This window comes from Mycobacterium alsense (assembly GCF_002086635.1).
Lineage (GTDB): Bacteria > Actinomycetota > Actinomycetes > Mycobacteriales > Mycobacteriaceae > Mycobacterium > Mycobacterium alsense.
The window spans coordinates 163,869-182,514 of sequence record NZ_MVHD01000003.1; the positions used below are offsets into that span (position 1 = coordinate 163,869).

Annotated in this window: 23 protein-coding genes; 11 read left to right on the plus strand and 12 right to left on the minus strand. The window is 67.4% G+C overall.

Annotated elements, in window-relative coordinates:
* Positions 1-208: 208 nt before the first annotated feature.
* Positions 209-859: a TetR/AcrR family transcriptional regulator gene (locus BST11_RS03540; protein ID WP_067327469.1), complete on the minus strand. Its 651-nt coding sequence runs from the start codon at positions 857-859 to the stop codon at positions 209-211.
* Between the two features lie 219 nt (positions 860-1,078).
* Here BST11_RS03540 and BST11_RS03545 point away from each other — a divergent pair, with 219 nt between their 5' ends.
* Positions 1,079-2,254 carry an acyl-CoA dehydrogenase family protein gene (locus BST11_RS03545; RefSeq protein WP_083136616.1) on the plus strand — a complete coding sequence of 392 codons (1,176 nt, stop codon included), beginning with the start codon at positions 1,079-1,081 and terminating at the stop codon, positions 2,252-2,254.
* Here BST11_RS03545 and BST11_RS03550 read toward each other — a convergent pair.
* From BST11_RS03550 to BST11_RS26985, 9 genes are all read right to left on the minus strand, one after another.
* A complete protein-coding gene (locus BST11_RS03550; RefSeq protein ID WP_083136617.1) occupies positions 2,251-2,514 on the minus strand; it encodes a DUF4190 domain-containing protein in 264 nt (87 codons plus the stop codon). The two genes, BST11_RS03545 and BST11_RS03550, sit on opposite strands and share 4 nt — an antisense overlap.
* A gap of 70 nt (positions 2,515-2,584) precedes the next feature.
* A complete protein-coding gene (locus BST11_RS03555) occupies positions 2,585-3,394 on the minus strand; it encodes an acyl-CoA dehydrogenase family protein (protein WP_083136618.1) in 810 nt (269 codons plus the stop codon).
* 3 nt (positions 3,395-3,397) lie between these two features.
* Complete coding sequence (locus BST11_RS03560) at positions 3,398-4,495, minus strand: acyl-CoA dehydrogenase family protein (RefSeq protein ID WP_067327481.1); 1,098 nt, start codon at positions 4,493-4,495, stop codon at positions 3,398-3,400.
* A gap of 11 nt (positions 4,496-4,506) precedes the next feature.
* A complete protein-coding gene (locus BST11_RS03565) occupies positions 4,507-4,953 on the minus strand; it encodes a nuclear transport factor 2 family protein (protein WP_067327483.1) in 447 nt (148 codons plus the stop codon).
* Positions 4,931-6,205 (minus strand): metal-dependent hydrolase family protein, encoded by a 1,275-nt coding sequence (locus BST11_RS03570; RefSeq protein ID WP_244897485.1) that lies wholly within the window; start codon positions 6,203-6,205, stop codon positions 4,931-4,933. Before BST11_RS03570 ends, BST11_RS03565 begins: the two co-directional genes overlap by 23 nt.
* 2 nt (positions 6,206-6,207) lie before the next feature.
* Complete coding sequence (locus BST11_RS03575; RefSeq protein ID WP_083136620.1) at positions 6,208-6,531, minus strand: hypothetical protein; 324 nt, start codon at positions 6,529-6,531, stop codon at positions 6,208-6,210.
* Positions 6,515-7,792, minus strand: a complete 1,278-nt coding sequence (locus BST11_RS03580; protein WP_067327495.1) for an aromatic ring-hydroxylating oxygenase subunit alpha — start codon at positions 7,790-7,792, stop codon at positions 6,515-6,517. Before BST11_RS03580 ends, BST11_RS03575 begins: the two co-directional genes overlap by 17 nt.
* A gap of 4 nt (positions 7,793-7,796) precedes the next feature.
* Positions 7,797-8,327, minus strand: a complete 531-nt coding sequence (locus tag BST11_RS03585) for a carboxymuconolactone decarboxylase family protein (RefSeq protein WP_083136621.1) — start codon at positions 8,325-8,327, stop codon at positions 7,797-7,799.
* A gap of 57 nt (positions 8,328-8,384) precedes the next feature.
* Positions 8,385-8,639 (minus strand): hypothetical protein, encoded by a 255-nt coding sequence (locus tag BST11_RS26985; RefSeq protein ID WP_131806181.1) that lies wholly within the window; start codon positions 8,637-8,639, stop codon positions 8,385-8,387.
* Between the two features lie 93 nt (positions 8,640-8,732).
* Between BST11_RS26985 and BST11_RS03590 the strand changes: the two genes are divergently transcribed.
* From BST11_RS03590 to BST11_RS03635, 10 genes are all read left to right on the plus strand, one after another.
* Positions 8,733-10,028, plus strand: a complete 1,296-nt coding sequence (locus tag BST11_RS03590; RefSeq protein ID WP_067327501.1) for an amidohydrolase family protein — start codon at positions 8,733-8,735, stop codon at positions 10,026-10,028.
* Positions 10,029-10,125: 97 nt separating this feature from the next.
* A complete protein-coding gene (locus tag BST11_RS03595; RefSeq protein WP_083136622.1) occupies positions 10,126-11,292 on the plus strand; it encodes an acyl-CoA dehydrogenase family protein in 1,167 nt (388 codons plus the stop codon).
* Positions 11,292-12,053 (plus strand): SDR family NAD(P)-dependent oxidoreductase, encoded by a 762-nt coding sequence (locus BST11_RS03600; RefSeq protein ID WP_083136623.1) that lies wholly within the window; start codon positions 11,292-11,294, stop codon positions 12,051-12,053. Before BST11_RS03595 ends, BST11_RS03600 begins: the two co-directional genes overlap by 1 nt.
* Positions 12,050-12,880 carry an enoyl-CoA hydratase/isomerase family protein gene (locus BST11_RS03605; RefSeq protein ID WP_083136624.1) on the plus strand — a complete coding sequence of 277 codons (831 nt, stop codon included), beginning with the start codon at positions 12,050-12,052 and terminating at the stop codon, positions 12,878-12,880. Before BST11_RS03600 ends, BST11_RS03605 begins: the two co-directional genes overlap by 4 nt.
* 2 nt (positions 12,881-12,882) lie before the next feature.
* Positions 12,883-14,028: a thiolase family protein gene (locus BST11_RS03610; RefSeq protein ID WP_083136625.1), complete on the plus strand. Its 1,146-nt coding sequence runs from the start codon at positions 12,883-12,885 to the stop codon at positions 14,026-14,028.
* Between the two features lie 116 nt (positions 14,029-14,144).
* The gene (locus BST11_RS03615) at positions 14,145-14,762 is read left to right on the plus strand and encodes a TetR/AcrR family transcriptional regulator (RefSeq protein WP_083136626.1); all 618 of its coding nucleotides are present in this window, start codon (positions 14,145-14,147) and stop codon (positions 14,760-14,762) included.
* Between the two features lie 41 nt (positions 14,763-14,803).
* Entirely contained in the window at positions 14,804-15,319 is a 516-nt protein-coding gene (locus BST11_RS03620) for a hypothetical protein (RefSeq protein WP_083136627.1), read from the plus strand.
* A gap of 107 nt (positions 15,320-15,426) precedes the next feature.
* The gene (locus tag BST11_RS03625) at positions 15,427-16,707 is read left to right on the plus strand and encodes a cytochrome P450 (RefSeq protein ID WP_083136628.1); all 1,281 of its coding nucleotides are present in this window, start codon (positions 15,427-15,429) and stop codon (positions 16,705-16,707) included.
* On the plus strand, positions 16,704-16,898 hold the full coding sequence (locus BST11_RS03630) for a ferredoxin (protein ID WP_067322518.1): 195 nt from the start codon (positions 16,704-16,706) through the stop codon (positions 16,896-16,898). Before BST11_RS03625 ends, BST11_RS03630 begins: the two co-directional genes overlap by 4 nt.
* Positions 16,899-16,912: 14 nt before the next feature.
* Positions 16,913-17,206, plus strand: a complete 294-nt coding sequence (locus tag BST11_RS03635) for a DUF1330 domain-containing protein (RefSeq protein WP_067322515.1) — start codon at positions 16,913-16,915, stop codon at positions 17,204-17,206.
* Positions 17,207-17,231: 25 nt separating this feature from the next.
* On the opposite strand, the gene BST11_RS03640 is transcribed toward BST11_RS03635, so the two are convergent.
* Positions 17,232-17,423 (minus strand): ferredoxin, encoded by a 192-nt coding sequence (locus BST11_RS03640; RefSeq protein WP_067322511.1) that lies wholly within the window; start codon positions 17,421-17,423, stop codon positions 17,232-17,234.
* A gap of 10 nt (positions 17,424-17,433) precedes the next feature.
* On the minus strand, positions 17,434-18,636 hold the full coding sequence (locus tag BST11_RS03645) for a cytochrome P450 (RefSeq protein WP_083136629.1): 1,203 nt from the start codon (positions 18,634-18,636) through the stop codon (positions 17,434-17,436).
* Positions 18,637-18,646 lie beyond the last annotated feature (10 nt).

Here is an 18,646-nt window from a genome sequence, read left to right on the forward strand (position 1 = left end):
TAATCAATCGCCTCTCGCCGGAACCGCGCTCGCAACGAGATCGCGGATCGTGCTTGTGAACTTTGTCATCGGCCACCGACGGGTGTCAACGACGAATCCGTTTCGGCTAGTTCTGGTTCTAGATATTAGAGAACAGCATTCTCGCAAGGCAACCGCCGTGCGCTATTTGCTCAGCTCAGGCGGGTGAAGCGGGCCGGGCGGCGGCGGTTCAGCGGACGAATCCGCGTGAGCAGAAGTCCCACACCTCGTCGGCGGTGATCGGGTGAACCGTCGCGTCGTCGGGGCCGCCGCTGGACTGAGCGATGAACATGACCGTCTGCATCGTCATCGCCGCCACCCGCTTCGGATTGATCTCGGTGCGCAGCTTTCCCGAAGCGCCCGCGGCCTCCATCAGCTCGGTGAGCAACGCCAGCAGCGGCGCGTGGGCCACCTTGACCTCGGCCGGATGCGTGACCAGCAATCGCGGGGCAAAGTCGGTGAACAGCGGCCGTTTGGCCGTGGGGTCGGGGCGCGAAGACTCGTAGAGCAACTCGACGGCGACCTTGAGCCGCTCCAGCGGGTCGCTGTGGCTTTCGGTGGCGGCGCGAATCTGGTCGGCCGACCGGCTCAACGCGTCCTCGAACAGCGCGAGCAGCAACTCGTGCTTGCCGTCGAACTGCAGGTAGAAGCTGCGCAACGACTGCCGCGACCGGTCCACGACCTCCTGGACGGTGAAGTCGGTGCTGCCCTTCTCGATGATGATCGCCTGGGCCGCGTCGAGGAAGCGCTGAACGCGCTGTGCCGCCCGCAATTTCGCGGTTTTGATGGATCTCTCGACGGCGCGTTGTTTCCAGGCCGGCTCTTCACTCGGGCTGCTCACGGGCGGCTCGGGCGGTTGCCGCGTGGGGAGAACATGGTTGGACTCTACCGGAGAACGCCGTGCCATCGGTGCGCTCGACCCCCTATGGACGCCGTGTCGGAGATTGTAACTTTCGCACGACGAGAATACTATTCTCTTACACGTGTGTATGGAAGCGTAATTCTGCAAGAGCAGAATCCGTCGTCCCGGAGAATCCGGAAACACCCTGCAGGGAGAGCTGTGCAGCTGACCTTTGACGCCGACGTCGAGGCGTTCCGAGCCGAGCTGGTGGCGTTTCTGGACGCGCACCTGCCCTCCGACGCCGAGGCGATCGAGCGACCGCGGTCGAGTTCGCACGTCCCCGAGTGGGCGCGGCGCTGGCAGCGGCTGCTGTTCGACAGCGGATGGCTGCTGCCGGGCCACCCGCCGGAATTCGGTGGCCGCAACGCCACGCTGTTGCAGCAGTACGTGTACTTGGAGGAATTGGGGCGGCGGCGCATCTACCGAAGCTTCAATCCGCAGGGCGTGGGGATCATCGCGGCGTCGTTGTTGGCGTACGGCACCCGCGAGCAGAAGCGGCGCTGGGCGGTGCCGATTCTGCGGGCCGACATCACCGCGTCGCTCGGGATGAGCGAGCCCGGCGCCGGCTCGGACCTGGCGTCACTGAAGACGCGGGCGGTGCGAGACGGCGACCACTTCGTGGTCAACGGGCAAAAGGTGTGGACGTCGGGCGCCCACGACGCGGATGTGCTGCTGGCGTTCGTGCGCACCGACCCCGGCAAGCCGAAGCACCAGGGCATCAGCGCGCTGATGATCCCGACGGACACCCCCGGCGTGGTGTGCCGTCCGTTCGCGTCGATGTGCGACGGCGACGACTTCGACTTCAACGAGGTGTTCTTCACCGACGCGCGGGTGCCGGCCGAGAACCTGGTCGGCGAGCTCAACGAGGGATGGCGGGTGGCGACCGGCTCCCTCGGCCACGAGCGGGTCATGCTGTGGATAGGGTACGTCGACTTGTTGCACGAGTTGACCATCGCTTTCAGCCCATCGGGACCGGTCGAGCTGGATCGCTACGCGACGCTGGTGATGGATTCCTACGCGCTGCGGCTGCTGGGGTCGGCTGCCCTGGCGCGCGCCGCCCGCGGGGAAGAGGACGTGCCCGCCCAGTCGGTGCTCAAGCTGCTGGGTTCGGAGGCCCTGCAACGCGCCTCGGAGGACGCGCTGAACGCGGCCGGCGTCGAGGGTCTCGCGTACCACGCGGTGACCGCGCCGTTCGCGGCGCTGGACCTGGACAGCCACTACCGCGGCTGGTTCGATCGGTACGCGCGCAGCTTCGCGGCGACCATCGCCGGCGGTACCTCCGAAATCCAGCGCAACATCATCGCCGAACGCGTGCTCGGCCTGCCGCGCAACTAGCGGGCGTCGGACCAGGCGTAGTAGCCGATCGCGACGAGTCCCACCGCGATCGACGCCGCCCCTAATACCATGCCCGCCAGCGCGGTTCGCGGATTGTTCGCTTCGCCGCGCTGTACCCGCCGACGCGCGACATCGCCGGTGATCACCGCCGCTATGCCGAACGGCACCCCGATCAGCAGCCAGCAGGTGAGGAGCGCGACCATGCCCACGAGCAGCGAGGCGACACCGACCTCGTTTCGGGGCGTGTGAGGGTGACTCATCGGGTCCCGTCCTTGTGGTGCCCACCCGAGTCTACTAGCAGGCGCCGGGGCCCGAACGCGCGGCGACGCATTACAGCTGAGCAATCCTCGGTGCAAATCCCTTGGCGCGCAGCGTGACTCCGGCTTCATGGGTCAGTTCCCGCGCACTGCCCAGCAAGCCGTCCAGGATCAGTGACCGCTTGACGTGATGATGCAGCGGGTGCTCGGCGGTGAACCCGATGCCGCCGAGCACCTGCTGGCAGTGTCGCGCGGCGGTGAGCGCCGCCTGGCCGGCCGCGGCCTTGGCCAGCAGGGCGGCCAGCCCGTCGCCGGGTTGCGCGGTGGCGGTGTTCAGGGTCGACTCGGCGCCCTCGATCGCAACCAGCGTCTCGGCCAGCCGGTGGCGGATCGCCTGAAACGAACTGATGTGGCGACCGAATTGAACGCGGTCCAGGGCGTGCCGGCGCGCCAGCGCCAGCATCGCACGGCCGGTCCCGACCAGCCACCAGCCCGCCGCCCGCCGGCCGGCGTGCAGTGCCTCCGGCGGCAGCGGATTGCCTTGTGGCACCCGGTGTATCGGCAGCGCCTCGTCGATCGCCGACTCACAGGCGTCGCCGCGCTCCCACACCACCCAGGAACCGCCCGCGAAGGGCAGCGGCGGGGCGCCGCCCGGCGCGTCTCCGCTCGCGCGTAGCACCACATCGTTGAGCACCCCGGCGTGCGCTCCCGTTTCGCCGAGCAGCCGGAACACCAAAGGGATTGCGGTATCGGGTATTTCATCGAGCATGTCGCGCCAGCCGAGATCGGTCAGCGCGGCGTCGAGCTTGCCGCCGGAGGCCGGCAAAGACTCCGTCATCGTCGTGCGTATCGAGTCGGCGAGCAGCTGCAGCTCGGGGTCCATCGCTCACTCCTTCCCGAGGTCGAGAAGCCGGCGGGCGATGATGTTGCGCTGGATCTCGGCGGTGCCGCCATAGATGGTCGCCGCGCGCGAGTACAGATATTCCGGGCGCCACGATGTGTCGTCGAGTTCCAGCGTCCCGGGCAGCAGGTCGCGGACGGTGTCGTAGAGCCGCTGCTCGGCGGTCGCCAGCAGGACCTTGTCGATGGAGGTGTCGGGTCCCAGCCGGGCGCCGTCGCGCAGCCGGTGCTGGGTGTCGCGGGATCGGCAGCGCAGCGTGTGCAGCGCTAGATACGCCGCGCCGAGGTCCGATTCGCTGGCTCCGCCGACTTTGCCGGCCTCGGCGATGAGTTGATCGAACCGTGCGTAGAGGTAGGCGATCCGCTGCCAGAAGCAGGTCGAGCGCTCATAGGGCAACAGGTCCATCGCGAGGCGCCAGCCGTCGCCCGGTCTGCCCAGCATCCGGCCGGCCGGGATGACCACATCGTCGTAGTAGACCTCGCAGAACTCGTCAACACCGTGCATCGTGCGCAACGGCCGGATGGTGATGCCCGGCGTGTCCAGGTCGACGAAGAAGGCGGTGATCCCCTCATGGCCCGGCGCGGTGCGGGTGAGCAGCACGCAGCGTGTGGAGAATTGCGCGAAGCTGGTCCAGACCTTCTGCCCGTTGACGATCCAGTTGTCCCCGTCCTGGACCGCCCGGGTGGTCAGCGAGGCCAGGTCGCTACCCGACCCCGGTTCCGAAAAGCCCTGGCACCACTGTTCGGCCCCGCTGAGCAGCCGGGGCACCATCTCCGCGGCGAGTTCCGGTGGGGCGTAGTCGATCATCGTCGGCGCGAGCACCTCGAGCATCGAATAGGGCCCGGGCTCGGCGAGCCGACGACCGACGACCTCTTCGCCGACGATCGCGCGAAGCACCGCGGGCCCGCCCAGCCCGCCGACCTCGACGGGCCAGCCGTAGCGCATCCAGTCGGCGTCGTAGAGCGCGCGGCTGACGCGGGCGAACTGCCGCATGTGGCCCTGCAGCGAGTGATCGGGTCCCGGGGTCAGGTCGTGTCGATCGAGCCAGGCGCGCAGGCCCGTCCGGAACTCCTCGACATTCACGGCTCGGCTTTTCAGGGCTGCGGGCGACCCACGGCGTGCGGGCGCCCGGAATCGTGTGCGCCGCTGCGGCGGATGAACGTCATGGCGCGGGTCTTCAGCCGCCACCCATCGGCGGTGCGGCTGTAGGTGTCGCGGTAGTAGCCGATCCGCATGTCGTGGGTGGCGTGCTCGATGAAGCACAGCGGTTGGGTTCCACTGGCCGCGTCGCCGTCGATGTCCACGAGTGCAGTTCCGGTGAGAAACAAGCCCTTTGGCGCCGCGGCCACCAGCTCGGGGAAGCGGTCCAACCGGTACGTGTCGCCGAACGCGCTGTAGGTTCCGTCGGGCGTGAAGACGCCGATCAAGCCGTCGATGTCGCCCTGGGTGATGGTCACCGCATAGCGGGCGAGCAGCTGCTGGATTTCGACGAGGTCGTCGGTCCTGCTGGGGCGGCTCTTAGACTGATCGGGCGTCGACATAGACCTTGCCGCCTTTCATCACAAAGCTGACGTTCTGGGTAACGGTGATGTCTTCCAACGGGTTTCCCGGCACCGCGATGATATCGGCGAGCTGACCCTGCGCGAGCCGGCCCCGGTCGTTGGCGTTGATCAGCTCGGCGGCGGTCACCGTCGCCGCGCGCAGCACCGCCAGCGGCGGCAGGCCCCATTCGACGAGGGTCACCAGCTCGTCGGCGTTGCGGCCGTGGGGGATCGCGGGCGCGTCGGTGCCGACGGCGATCTTCACGCCGGCCTCGTAGGCGGCCAGTATCGACGTGCGCGACTTCGGGAACATCTCGGCGGCCTTGGCCTGCAGTTCGGGTGGCGCGTGCGAGACGTCCATCCCCTCCGCCAGGCGCCGGGTGGACACCAGGAAGGTGCGGTGCTCGACCATGCTGGCGATCGCCTCGTCGTCGACGAGGAATCCGTGTTCGATGCAGTCGATACCGGCCGCGACGGCGTGCTTGACCGCATCGGCGCCGTGCGTGTGCGCGGCCACCCGCAGCCCCCGGCGGTGCGCCTCGTCGACGATCGCGCGCAGTTCCTCATCCGAATAGTGCTGCGTGCCCGGGGGGCCCGTCAGGGACATCACCCCGCCCGAGCAGCAGACCTTGATCAGCTGGGCGCCGTGCTTGATCTGGTAACGCACCGCCCTGCGGATCTCGTCGACGCCGTTGGCGATGCCCTCCTCGACCGTCAGGTCCAAGACGTGCGGGGCGAACGCGGCGAACATCGTCGGGTCCAGGTGCCCCCCGGTGGGGGTGATGGCGTGCCCGGCGGGCACGATCCGGGGCCCGTCGATCCAGCCCGCGTCTATGGCCTTGCCCAGCGCCACATCCAGCAGGTAGCCGCCGGTCTTGACGAACAGGCCGAGATTGCGCACCGTGGTGAACCCCGCGCGCAGCGTGCGGCGGGCGTTGCCGACCGCCCGCAGCATCCGCGTCGGCGGGTCGTCCTGAACCTGGGACAGCCCGGGCTTCTCCCCCCGCCCGCCCATCAGGAGGTTGACCTCCATGTCCATCAGGCCCGGCAGCAGGATCTGATCGCCCAGATCGATGATTCGATCCTCGCGACTTTCCGGGGCCTCTGGGGTCGAGCCCCCGACACCGACGATCCGGTCGCCGTCGACCCGCAGGACCCCGGGCCGCACAATCTCGCCGGCGTCGACGTCGAGCAGCCCGGCGGCCTTGAGCGTCAACGGTGCGGAGTCGGTTGCGCGAGGGGCGCCGGGCACCGCTAGATCACCGGCTCCCGGATCAGCTCCACCCACGCCGCGCCGCTGTCGGGCACGCGCGGCTGCTTCCAGGCCTCGATCGGGAACGACACCATGACCAGCGACTGCATCATGTGCATGAGAGTCTTTGCGTCCTCGGGCAAATCGTCCAGAGGAAACTTATTGCAGTATTCGATGGCGTCATCGAGCCGGGGGAACGCGGCGTCGTAGAACGCCTGCATTTCGGGCATCGAGGAAGCCAACCGCTTGGCATAGCGCTCGGGCTCGGTGGCCAGATCCCACTCGAGAAATGGCTCCAACTCGGCGAATTCAGACGGCAGCGCCATTGTTTTGATACTCCCTCACGTAGTCCGCGGTCGTCTTGTGCAGATGACGGATCAGCACTTCCTGGTCGCACAGCAGAAATTCCTTGACGGCCCGGGTCCCGATCATGGTCTGCGTCGCTTCCAGCGTGTTGGCGTCTTGCAGCGCGTACTCCTTGAACGTCACCGCGGCCAGCTCCTGGGCCAGGCGTTCCCGCGCGTTGCGCGGGGGAACGAAATACAGCGTGCACTCGAAGATGTGCCTGTCGACCGCGGTCGGCCAGTAGTGGTAGGTGAGGAACCAGCCCGGCTCCCAGATCAGCAGCATGAAGTTCGGGTAGAAGAGCCATGAGTCGATGCCCCACTGCGGCACTTTCTTGACGTTGACACCCGGCGGCAGCTCCAGCTTCTCGATGATCTCCGGCTTGTCCCACGGACCGAACAAGCCGCTGCGCAGCACCCGGTCCAGCGGCTTGACCATGGACAGGTCCGCCGGCGGCGCCTGGCCACCCCAGGTCGACTGCAGATTGTGCGGGCCGGCCAACTCGTAGTGCAACGCCTCGTAGCCGTACTTCTGGATCTTGGCGGCCTCCTCCTTGGTGTACTGCCCCTGATGCAGGATCGGCGCGTGGTAGAACTCGGCGAACGCGTCGATGAACAGCTTCCAGTTGCTACCGACCTCGGCCCGGTAGGAGTAGGTCTCGGTCATCTCGCCGAAGGGGTAGCCCTCGATGCTCTTGGCCAGCGGGCCGAGATAGTCGACGAGCGGTGCCGCGTTGTTGTCGAAGTTGATGAAGATGAAGCCTTCCCACACCTCGCAGCGCACCGGCGCCAAGCCGTAGTTGCTCTTGTCGACGTCGAAGAACTCGCCCTCCTGCTGGATGAAGGTCAGTTCGCCGTCGAGGCTGTAGCGCCAGGCGTGATATTTGCAGGTGAACTGCCGGCAGGTTCCCGAGGTTTCCTCGTTGGGAAAGTCGTTCCATACCAGCTTGTTGCCGCGGTGGCGGCACACGTTGTGGTACGCCTTGACGGTCCCGTCCTTGGTCTTGACGATGATCACCGACGTGCCCTTGCCGGCCGACGGCAGCTCCCTGGTGAAGTAGCTGCCGGTGCGCGGGAGGCGCTCCACGCGGCCGACGTTGAGCCAGGTCTTCTTGAAGACCGCATCGCGTTCGGCCTCGAAGAATGCCGGGTCGATCGAGTCGGTGTAATCGACTGGCGCGGTGCCCAGTTCGGGATAGTTCTCTGTCCAGCTACCGGCGGTCGGCTTGGGGAAGTGGGGCACGGTCCTAACCTTTCTCGTGCTCGAGCTGTACGCCAAAAGTGTTGAAGGCCATGGCCAGCAGGGTGTAGCAGCCGACCGTGAAGACGAAGTCCATTCGCTGCCGGTCGTCCAGCCGCCGCCCGAGCGCCGCCCAGGTCTCGTCGGACAACCGCGATTTTTCGTCGAGTTCGTCGACTCCGGCGAGCACCGCCTGTTCGAACTCGTCGAAGTGGCCGGCGCCCGCGCCGGCACCACTCCGCACCGCGGCGATCTCGTCGTCGCTGATCCCCTCCCTCTTGGCCAGCGCCACGTGGTGAGCCCACTCGTAGGCGCAGTCGCGGAGATGCGCGACGCGCAGGATGGCCAGCTCACGGATGCGCGCCGGCAACGTGGACGAGGTCAACAGGTGAACGTTGAACCGAAGGAACGCCTTGGCCAGCGCCGGGTGGTGGGCGAGGGTGCTCAGCGCGTTGTTGGTCTCCGCGCCGCGCATTGCCGAGAGTGCCTGCCGGGTGGACTCGTCCCACTGATCAGCCGGCAGCGGCGGCAACCGCATCCGCAATCTCCTCTCGGCGTACTTTCGACCAGCTCTCGGTCAAGGAGAATCATATTCTCATTTCCAACCAATAGAGTTGCACGATTCGGTCGGCTGGTCAATGGCGGCGCCGGTGACGAGCCGCACGACGGAGCCGCGCGGGCGCAGGGTTTGCGCGGCGGCGCGGGGGCGGCTGCCAGGCGCGCGCCCCCGCTTGTAGGCCCGTCGGACCAGCGGCGCCCGATCGCATTGGTCGCCGCTGGTCAGGCCGCGGCGGTACGCCGCCGGCACCGCTGGATGTTGATTCTCGCTGCGCGAGAAGATAGTTTTCACATTAGTGATCTTGGCGCGGGGCGGCGGTTCGCCGGTGCTGTGCGGGAGCGGCGCGCCCGAATGGCTGGGATGGATCCGAGGAGAGGATTGGCCATGAACAAAGAAGACATGATCCTGATCAGCGTGGACGACCACACCGTCGAGCCGCCGAACATGTTCAAGAACCACCTGCCGTCGAAATACCTCGACGATGCGCCGCGCCTGGTGCACAACCCGGACGGCTCGGACATGTGGAAGTTCCGCGACACCGTGATCCCCAACGTGGCGCTCAACGCGGTCGCCGGCCGGCCCAAGGAGGAGTACGGCATCGAGCCGACCGGGCTCGACGAGATCCGGCCCGGTTGCTACAACGTCGACGAGCGCGTCAAGGACATGAACGCCGGCGGCATCCTGGCCTCGATCTGCTTCCCGTCGTTCCCCGGCTTCGCCGGCCGCCTGTTCGCCACCGAAGACAACGACTTCTCGATCGCGTTGGTGCAGGCCTACAACGACTGGCACATCGACGAGTGGTGTGGTGCCTACCCCGCGCGGTTCATTCCCATGGCGATCCCGGTGATCTGGGATGCCGAGGCGTGCGCCGCCGAGGTGCGCCGGGTGTCCAAGAAAGGCGTGCACGCGCTGACCTTCACCGAGAACCCGGCCGCGATGGGGTACCCGAGCTTCCACGACGAGTACTGGAACCCGCTGTGGAAAGCCTTGGTGGACACCGACACCGTCATGAACGTCCACATCGGTTCCTCGGGCCGGCTGGCCATCACCGCGCCCGACGCGCCGATGGATGTGATGATCACGCTGCAGCCGATGAACATCGTGCAGGCCGCCGCCGACCTGTTGTGGTCGCGGCCGATCAAGGAGTACCCGGACCTCAAGATCGCGCTCTCCGAGGGCGGAACGGGCTGGATCCCCTACTTTTTGGAGCGCGCGGACCGCACCTACGAGATGCACTCCGCCTGGACGCACCAGGACTTCAAGGGCAAGCTGCCCAGCGAGGTTTTCCGCGACCACTTCCTGACCTGCTTCATCAGCGACAAGGTCGGCGTGGCGCTGCGCAACGAGATCGGCATCGACAACATCTGCTGGGAAGCCGACTACCCGCACAGCGACTCCATGTGGCCCGGTGCGCCCGAGGAACTTTGGGACGTCCTGTCGCGGAACAACGTGCCGGACGACGAGATCAAGAAGATGACCTACGAGAACGCCATGCGGTGGTACTCGTTCGACCCCTTCACCCACATTTCGCGCGAACAGGCAACCGTCGGTGCGCTGCGCAAGGCCGCCGAGGGGCACGACGTGTCCATACAGGCGAAGGGCCACGAAAAGGACAGCCGAGGCGGCTCCTTCGCGGAGTTCGCGGCCAACGCGAAGGCGCTCACGGGCAACACGGACTGACCCGGCGAGCAGACGCAAAAGCACCTAATTCGTCGGCGTGCCGGGTGCTTTCGTGTCCCTTCGCGCGCTGAGAAGAAAGGTGCCCGCTGTGGGTGGAATGAATTTCGAGCTGACCGAAGACCAGGAGCTGATCCGCCGGTCGGTCGCCGAGTTGGCCCGCAAGTTCGACGACCAGTACTGGATGGAAAAAGACCAGGCGCACGAGTTTCCGACCGAGTTCTACCAGGCCATCGCGGACGGCGGCTGGCTGGGCATGACGATCCCGACCGAGTACGGCGGCCACGGCCTCGGGATCACCGAGGCCACCATCCTGCTCGAGGAGGTCGCCAAGTCCGGCGGCGCGATGAACGCGGCCAGCTCGATCCACCTGTCGATCTTCGGCATGCAACCGGTCGTGGTGCACGGTTCCGACGAGCTCAAGGCGCGCACCCTGCCGCAGGTCGCGACCGGGGAGGTCCATGTCTGCTTCGGGGTGACCGAGCCCGGCGCGGGCCTCGACACGTCGCGCATCACCACGTTCGCCAAACGCGACGGCGACCGCTACATCGTCAACGGCCGCAAGGTGTGGATCTCCAAGGCCATGGAGTCCGACAAGATCCTGTTGCTGACGCGCACGCAGAGCTACGAGGAAGTCACCAAGAAGACCGACGGGATGACGCTGTTCATCACCGACCTCGATCGCAGCCGCGTCGACATCCGCCCGATCCGCAAGATGGGCCGCAACGCCGTCAGCTCCAACGAGCTGTTCATCGACAACCTCGAGGTGCCCGTCGAGGACCGAATCGGCGAGGAAGGCAAGGGGTTTCAGTACATCCTGGACGGTCTGAACCCCGAGCGGATGCTGATCGCGGCCGAGGCACTCGGCATCGGGCGGGTGGCGCTCGACAAGGCGGTCAAGTACGGCAATGAGCGCGAGGTCTTCGGCCGGCCGATCGGCATGAACCAGGGTCTGCAGTTCCCGCTGGCCGACTCGTTGGCCCGCCTCGACGCCGCAGAGCTGATGCTGCGCAAGGCCACGTGGCTGTACGACAACGGCAAACCCTGTGGGCGCGAAGCGAATACCGCCAAATACCTGTGCGCCGACGCCGGCTTCACCGCCGCGGACCGGGCGTTGCAGACCCACGGCGGCATGGGCTACGCGGAGGAGTACCACATCACGCGCTACTTCCGCGAGGCCCGGCTGATGAAGATCGCCCCGGTCAGCCAGGAGATGATCCTGAATTTCCTGGGATCCAACGTCCTGAAACTGCCGAGGAGCTATTGATGACCAATCCGCTGTTCGACCTGACGGGCCGGTCGGCGTTGGTGACCGGGGCCGGGAGCGGGATCGGGGAGGCGGTCGCGCGCGCGCTGGCCGCCGCGGGCGCCGCGGTACTCGTCACCGACATCGACGGTGACGCGGCTTCGGCCGTCGCACAGGCCATTTGCGACACCGGCGCCAAGGCCGACGGTGTCGCCCTCGACGTCCGCGACCGCCACGCGGCCGACGCCGCGGCCGGGCGCGCCGCGGGTCTGACCGAAGGGACGCTGCACATCCTGGTCAACAACGCCGGGGTGACCGCGCCGGCGATGTTCGCCGACCTCACCGACGAGAGCTTTCAGCGGGTGCTCGACACCCACCTCATGGGCGCATTCCACTGCACCCAGGCCGCGCTCGGCTTCCTGCCCCACGACGGCACCGGCCGCATCATCAACGTCGTGTCGTCCGCCGGGATCACCGGGACCCTGGGTCAGGTGAACTATTCCGCCGCCAAGGCCAGCATCATCGGGTTCACCAAGTCGTTGGCGCGCGAGATGGCGCGCAACAACATCCTGGTCAACGCGCTGGCGCCGCTGGCGGCCACGCGCATGACCGAGACCATACGCACCAACGAAAAGTTCGCCGCCAACATGATGGCCCGAATCCCGTTGAAGCGCTGGGCCGAACCCGACGAGGTGGCGGGGGCGTTCGTCTTCCTGGCCTCCGATGCCGCGTCGTACATCACCGGGCAGGTGCTGCCGGTCGACGGCGGCATGGTGATGTGAGCGCGACCGACGGGCAGGTCCTGCTGTCCGCCGACCGCAACCATGTTCGGACGCTGACCCTCAACCGCCCCGGCCGCAAGAACGCGATCAACCCGGCGCTGTGGATCGCGCTGCGCGACGCGCTCGGCGACGCCGGGCGCGACCGGGCCGTGCGTGCGCTGGTGATCACCGGCGCCGGCGGGAGCTTCTGCTCCGGCGCCGACATATCGGTGCCCGACGATTCCCATCCGAAACACAAGCTACAGCGGCTGACCGACGTGGCGCTGGCGCTGCACGAACTCGCCGTCCCGACGGTCGCCAAGGTGACCGGGGTCGCCGTCGGCGCCGGATGGAACCTGGCCCTGGGCTGCGACCTGGTGGTGGCGACCCCGGAATCCACGTTCTGCCAGATATTTTCCAAGCGGGGCCTGTCGATCGACCTCGGCGGTTCCTGGCTGTTGCCGAAACTCGTTGGCCTGCAACAGGCCAAGCGGCTCGCCCTGCTCGCCGAGACGATCGACGCCGCCGAAGCCCACGCCCTGGGCCTGGTGACCTGGGTGGTCCCCGCCGCCGAGATCGACGGCTTCGTCGACGACCTCGCCGACCGGCTGGCCGCCGGCCCGCCGATCGCACTCGCCCAGACCAAGGCCCTGCTGAACGAAGGCCCCGACCGCAGCATGCGCGACGCGGTGGCCAACGAGGCCCGCGCCCAGGTCGGCAATTTCGCGACGGCGGACGCCGCCGCCGCCTATGCCGCCTTCGCCGAGCGGCGGGAGCCGTCGTTTACTGGTCGGTGGGCGGTTCCCAATACCCAGCGACCCACCCAACGACCGGAGCGATCGGAGTGAGCATGCGGGAGACAGTGATCGTCGAGGCGGTACGCACGGCGGTAGGAAAGCGAAACGCGGGCCTGTCCGGCATGCACGCCGCCGACCTGTCCGCGGTCGTCCTCAACGAACTGCTGGAACGCGCCGGCGTCGGGCCGGAGATCGTCGACGACGTGATCTGGGGCTGTGTGTCCCAGGTCGGCGACCAGTCCAGCAACATCGGCCGCTACGCGGTGCTGGCCGCCGGCTGGCCGGAAACGATCCCCGGCACCACCGTCAACCGGGCCTGCGGCTCCAGCCAGCAGGCGCTCGACTTCGCCGTGCAGGCGGTGGCGTCGGGTCAGCAGGACGTGGTCGTCGCCGGCGGCGTCGAGGTCATGAGCCGAGTCCCGTTGGGCTCGGCCCGTGCCACCGGCATGCCGTACGGGCCGAAAGTCCTTGCGCGCTATGACGATTTCTCCTTCAACCAGGGGCTGTCGGCGGAGATGATCGCCAAGAAGTGGGGATTTTCCCGCGGCCAGCTCGACGAATACTCGGCCCAGTCCCACGAGCGGGCGGCCGCGGCCCAGGACTCCGGAGCCTTCACCGACCAGATCGTCGCGGTGTTCACCGACGACGGCACGGTCGTCGCCGACGAGGGCATACGCCGCGGCACCACCGCCGAAAAGCTGGCGGCGCTCAAGCCCGCCTTCGTCGATGACGGCATGATCCATGCGGGCAATTCCTCGCAGATCTCCGACGGGGCCGCCGCGCTGCTGGTGACCACATCGGAGCTGGCCGTCGAGCTGGGTTTGACACCGCTGGTGCGCTACCGGGCCGGCGCCGTCACCGGGGCGGATCCGGTGCTGATGCTCACCGGGCCCATCCCGGCGACCGAGAAGGTACTGGCCAAGGCCGGCGTCTCGCTCGCCGACGTGGGGGTCTTCGAGGTCAACGAGGCGTTCGCGCCGGTCCCGCTGGCCTGGCTGGCCGAGACGGGGGCCGACCCGCGTGCGGTCAACCCGCTGGGCGGCGCGATCGCGCTGGGCCACCCGCTGGGCGCCTCCGGCGCGGTGCTGATGACCCGCATGGCGCACCACATGCGCGACAACGGCATCCGCTACGGGCTGCAGACCATGTGCGAAGGCGGCGGCACGGCCAACGCCACTTTGGTCGAGCTCGTCTCCTGACGTCCGCCGCAGTGCGGCAATCCCGAAGACCAGCAGTGGCTCTTGTCACGGCGGGCAAACCAACCTACTGTGTGTTCACTAGGTTGGTTCGGCCCACGAGTCGCGAAGGGAGTCCGGTGGCCGTCGCGCGGCGATACGACACGCTTCTCGCCAAGGGCGAGGACCGCAAACAGCGGATCCTCGACGTCGCGCAGCGCCTTCTCACGCGCAACGGCTGGCGGAACACCACCCTCGCCCAGATCGCCGGCGAGGCCGGGGTCACCCCCGCCGGGCTCCTGCATCACTTCGAATCCAAGGAGCAGTTGCTGCACGCGGTCTTGGACGCCCGCGACCTGGACGACGACTCGCACGCCGATCGCGCCGGCGACCTCCTCGTGGACATCGCCCGGGTCGCCGACCGCTTCGATCGGGCGCCCGAGATGGTGGGCACCTTCACCGTGCTGCTGGTCGAAAACGTCCTCCCGGACGCCCCGCTGCACGATCGCATGCTGGCGCGGCAGCGGGAAGCGATCGACATCGTCGCCGAGCTCATCCGGCGCGGCCAGGCCGACGGTCGGTACCGCGCCGACATCGAGCCCAACGTCAAGGCGCTGGAAATTCTCGCGTTCGTCCACGGAATGGAAACGATATGGCTGCTCGACCCTTCGATACCCCTCAGCGATGTGTTCAAGGAGTACGCGGAGGCACTGGCCCGGGACTTCGCGACGCCCAGGAACGCGGCGGCGCAGACGTAGCAGACATCGCAGACATCGCAGACATCGCGGACATAGCAGACATGAGGTACCGGCTCGACGTCGTCGCGGCCTCTGTCGTCGACGTGGTGAGGTTCGCCGGCGGCTGGCTCTTCGACCGCGCGATGGCCGGATGGGACGTCACGGTGCTGTTGACCGACGAGGACGAACCCGATTCCCGCCCGCTGCAGATCCTCGGCGCCCGGGTGCTCGACCTCGACCACGCCCTGGCGGCGGCGGGGTCCCGCCCCCGCCCGCAGGCGCTGGCCGCCGCGGCGGACCTGCTCGGCTGCGACTCGCGCGTGCGGACCGGCGTCTTGCGCGCGCTCGACCAGGGCGTCACCGAGGTCACCCTGTGGGGCGACACCTGGCCCGCCGACCTCGACAGCCTCGCGCCGGTGCAGCATCGGCTGAGCATGGCCGCGAGCACCTTCAAGGGCCGCGCCCTCGCCGCCGCTCGGACCGGGGTGTCGCCCGGCACGGTCGGTGACATCGAAACCTTCCGGAGCGGGCTGCTGGCATGCCCGTCGGTGGCCGCCGACCTGGTTCCGGCCGGCTGACCGCGCCCCGGGGCGCCCCCTTCGTTGACGCCGGCGAGGCCGTGTGGAAATGTAATACTCATCTCTGAGAGGCACATTCTCACTAGTAGAGATTCGAACGGAGCCAGATGGTGAACGACTTCTCCGAGTTGGACTTTTTTCGCGGAAGCGAGCTGATCGAGGACCCGTACCCCTACTACGAGGCGCTGCGCCGGCAATGCCCGGTCGCGCGGGAAAGCCATCACAACGTCACCATGATCACCGGTTGGGACGAGGCGTGCGCGGTGCTCAACGACGCCAAGACGTGGTCCTCCTGCATCTCGGTGACCGGCCCCTTTCCCGGCTTCCCGGTATCCCTCGAGGGCCTGGGCGGCAGCGACATCACCGAGCTGATCGAGCAACACCGCGACAAGCTGCCCTTCAGCGACCAGCTGCCCACCCTCGACCCCCCGACCCACACCAACCACCGCGCCCTGCTGATGCGGCTGATCACGCCGAAGCGCCTGAAGGAGAACGAGGACGCCATGTGGGCGCTCGCCGACCAGGCCCTCGACGAGTTCCTGGCGCCCGGCCACGGCGATTGGATCAAGGGCTTCGCCGGCCCGTTCACGCTGCTGGTGATCGCCGACCTGCTGGGCGTGCCCACGGAGGATCGCGACAAATTCGTCAAAGGCATCCGCGACCAGTCGGGTGGCGGCGTGGGCGGCACCAAGGGCGAGCTGGCGCACAGCCCGCTGGAATTCCTCTACGGCCTGTTCTCCGACTACGTGCGGGACCGCCGCCGCGAGCCCCGCGACGACGTGCTGACCGGCCTCGCGACCGCCACGTACCCCGACGGCTCGATTCCCGACGTCGAAGACGTGGCCCGCGTGGCCAGCAACGTGTTCTCGGCGGGCCAGGAGACCACCGTGCGGCTGCTCGGCGCCGCCCTGCAGACCATGGGTGAGCGGCCCGACATCCAGGCGCAGTTGCGCAAGGACCGCAGCCTGATCCCGAACTTCATCGAAGAGTCGCTGCGCCACGAGAGTCCCGTCAAGGGCGACTTCCGGATGAACCGGGTGCCCGTCAACGTCGGCGGCGTCGACCTGCCGTCGGGAACCACCGTGATGATCGTGCAGGCGGCGGCCAACCGGGACCCGCGCCGGTTCGAAGACCCGGCCACGTTCGATCCGGCGCGCAAGAACGCCCGGCAGCACATCTCGTTCGGGCGGGGAATCCACAGCTGCCCCGGTGCGCCCCTGGCCCGCGCCGAAACCCGGGTGGCGATCGAGCGGCTGCTGGACCGAACCTCCGACATCAGGATCGACGAGCGCATGCACGGCCCGGCGAATGAGCGCCGCTATCAATACGTTCCGACCTATATCCTGCGCGGCCTGGCCGAGTTGCACCTGGAGTTCACGCCGGCATGAGGGTCTGGGTTGACGATCAGTGCTGCCGCGGCCACGGCGTGTGTGTGACCCTGTGTCCGGAGGTCTTCAGCCTGACCGAAGACGGTTACTCGGTGGCGATCGAGTCCGACGTGCCGACGGAATTCGAAGAAGCCACCCGGGAGGCCATTCAATGCTGCCCCGAGCAGGCCATCAGCGAGAAACCCAGCTAGCGAAGGAGATCCGAGTGGCGAACGGGCCAAAGGGCTACGTCATCCTCACCGAGGCCATCAGGGATGCCGAGGGCATGAAGGCCTACGCCCAGGCGGCGGGCGCGGCGATGGGTGGTGTCAAGGTTCTCGCGGTGGACACCAAACCCACAGTCCTCGAGGGCGGCTGGCACGGCGACCAGACCGTGGTGCTGGAGTTCGAATCGGTGGACGCCGCCCGCGCCTGGTACGAGTCGGAGGCCTACCAAAAGGCGGCGAAGCTGCGCCAAGCCGCCGCCGACTGCAACGCGGTCATCCTCAGCGGATTCTGAAACCCGTTCAACCAGAGCCCGATCGCTACTCCACGATGGAGATGGCCTGGCGCGGGCACTGACGGACGGCCTCGCGCACGTCCGACTCGATCTCCGGGGTGACCTCCGGTTGCAGGACGGTCAGCATGTCGTCGTCGCCGAGGTGAAACACGTTCGGGTTGATGCCCATACACACCCCGTTGCTCTCGCACAGGCCCCAGTCAACCTCTATCTTCATTTCGGTATCCTCACCGCGCTACCCTCACCGGTACGTGCTTCCATCCTGCGACGTTTTGCATTTGGACGCGTTCGCATGCCGACCAGTCCACTTCGTAGCGGGGCATGAAGTCGAGCAGCCTGTCCAAAGCGATCGCACTCTCCATGCGGGCCAGTGCCGCGCCGAGGCAGCTGTGAATCCCGTAGCCGAATCCCATGTTCTGCGCCTCGGTGCGGTCGCGATCGATGTCGAACTTGTCGGGATCGGTCCAGGCTTCGGGGTCGCGGTTGGCCGCGCCATTGATGAGGAAGATCGGCTTTCCGGCCGGAATCGTGACCCCGTGCAGGTAGACGTCCTTCATCGAGCGCCGAACCTGGTATTGGGACGGCGCTTCGTAGCGGAGCAATTCCTCGACCGCGGCGGGGATCTTGCTGCGGTCGTCGAGCAGCTTCTGCCACTGCTCGGGGAAGCGGGCGAACACGACGGGCGCATTGCCGACCAACTTGGTGACGGTCTCGGCGCCGGCGCCACCCAACAGCGTTGCGAAGCCGGCGATTTCGAGGTCGTCCAGGTGTCGGGTCTCCCCGTTCTCGCAGTCCATCTCCGCCTCGATCAGCTTGGTGAACAGGTCGTCGCGCGGCTCGGCGCGGCGCTGCGTCACGAGATCGAAGTAGAGCATCGCGGTGTTGATGTTGGCCTGCATGCCCTTCTCGCCGACCTCGACCTGCCCGGGTTCTCGCGTCAGCCCCTCGTCGATCCAGTGGCGGACCTGCTGCGCGTGCTCCTCCGGCACCCCCAGCATGGTCGTGATCACCTCGACGGGGAACGGGGCGGAGAAGTCCTGCACGACGTCGAACCGCTCGGGATCGGCCGCGGCGAGGTACTTGTCGATCTTCTCGGTCACCATCTGCCGCTGCGATTCGATGGCGCGCGGCGTGAAGACCTTGTTGAGCAGGCTGCGCATGTGGCGGTGGTCGGGCGGGTCCATGAAGATGATCGACTGCGGCGGGCGTTCGCCGGACCGCACCATCGACAGGTCGATGCCGTAGGCGGATGAATACGTCTCGAAGTCTTTGAGCCCCGCCGCCACATCCTCGTGCCGCGTCAACGCGTAGAAGTCGTATTCCTCGCTGTAATAGACCGGTGCCTCTTCCTGCATCCGGCGGTACGTGTCCCAGGCGCCGTTGAAAAATTCCTGGGAAAACGGATCGAAGACGATCCTGGCCTTTGTCATTGCATCCTCC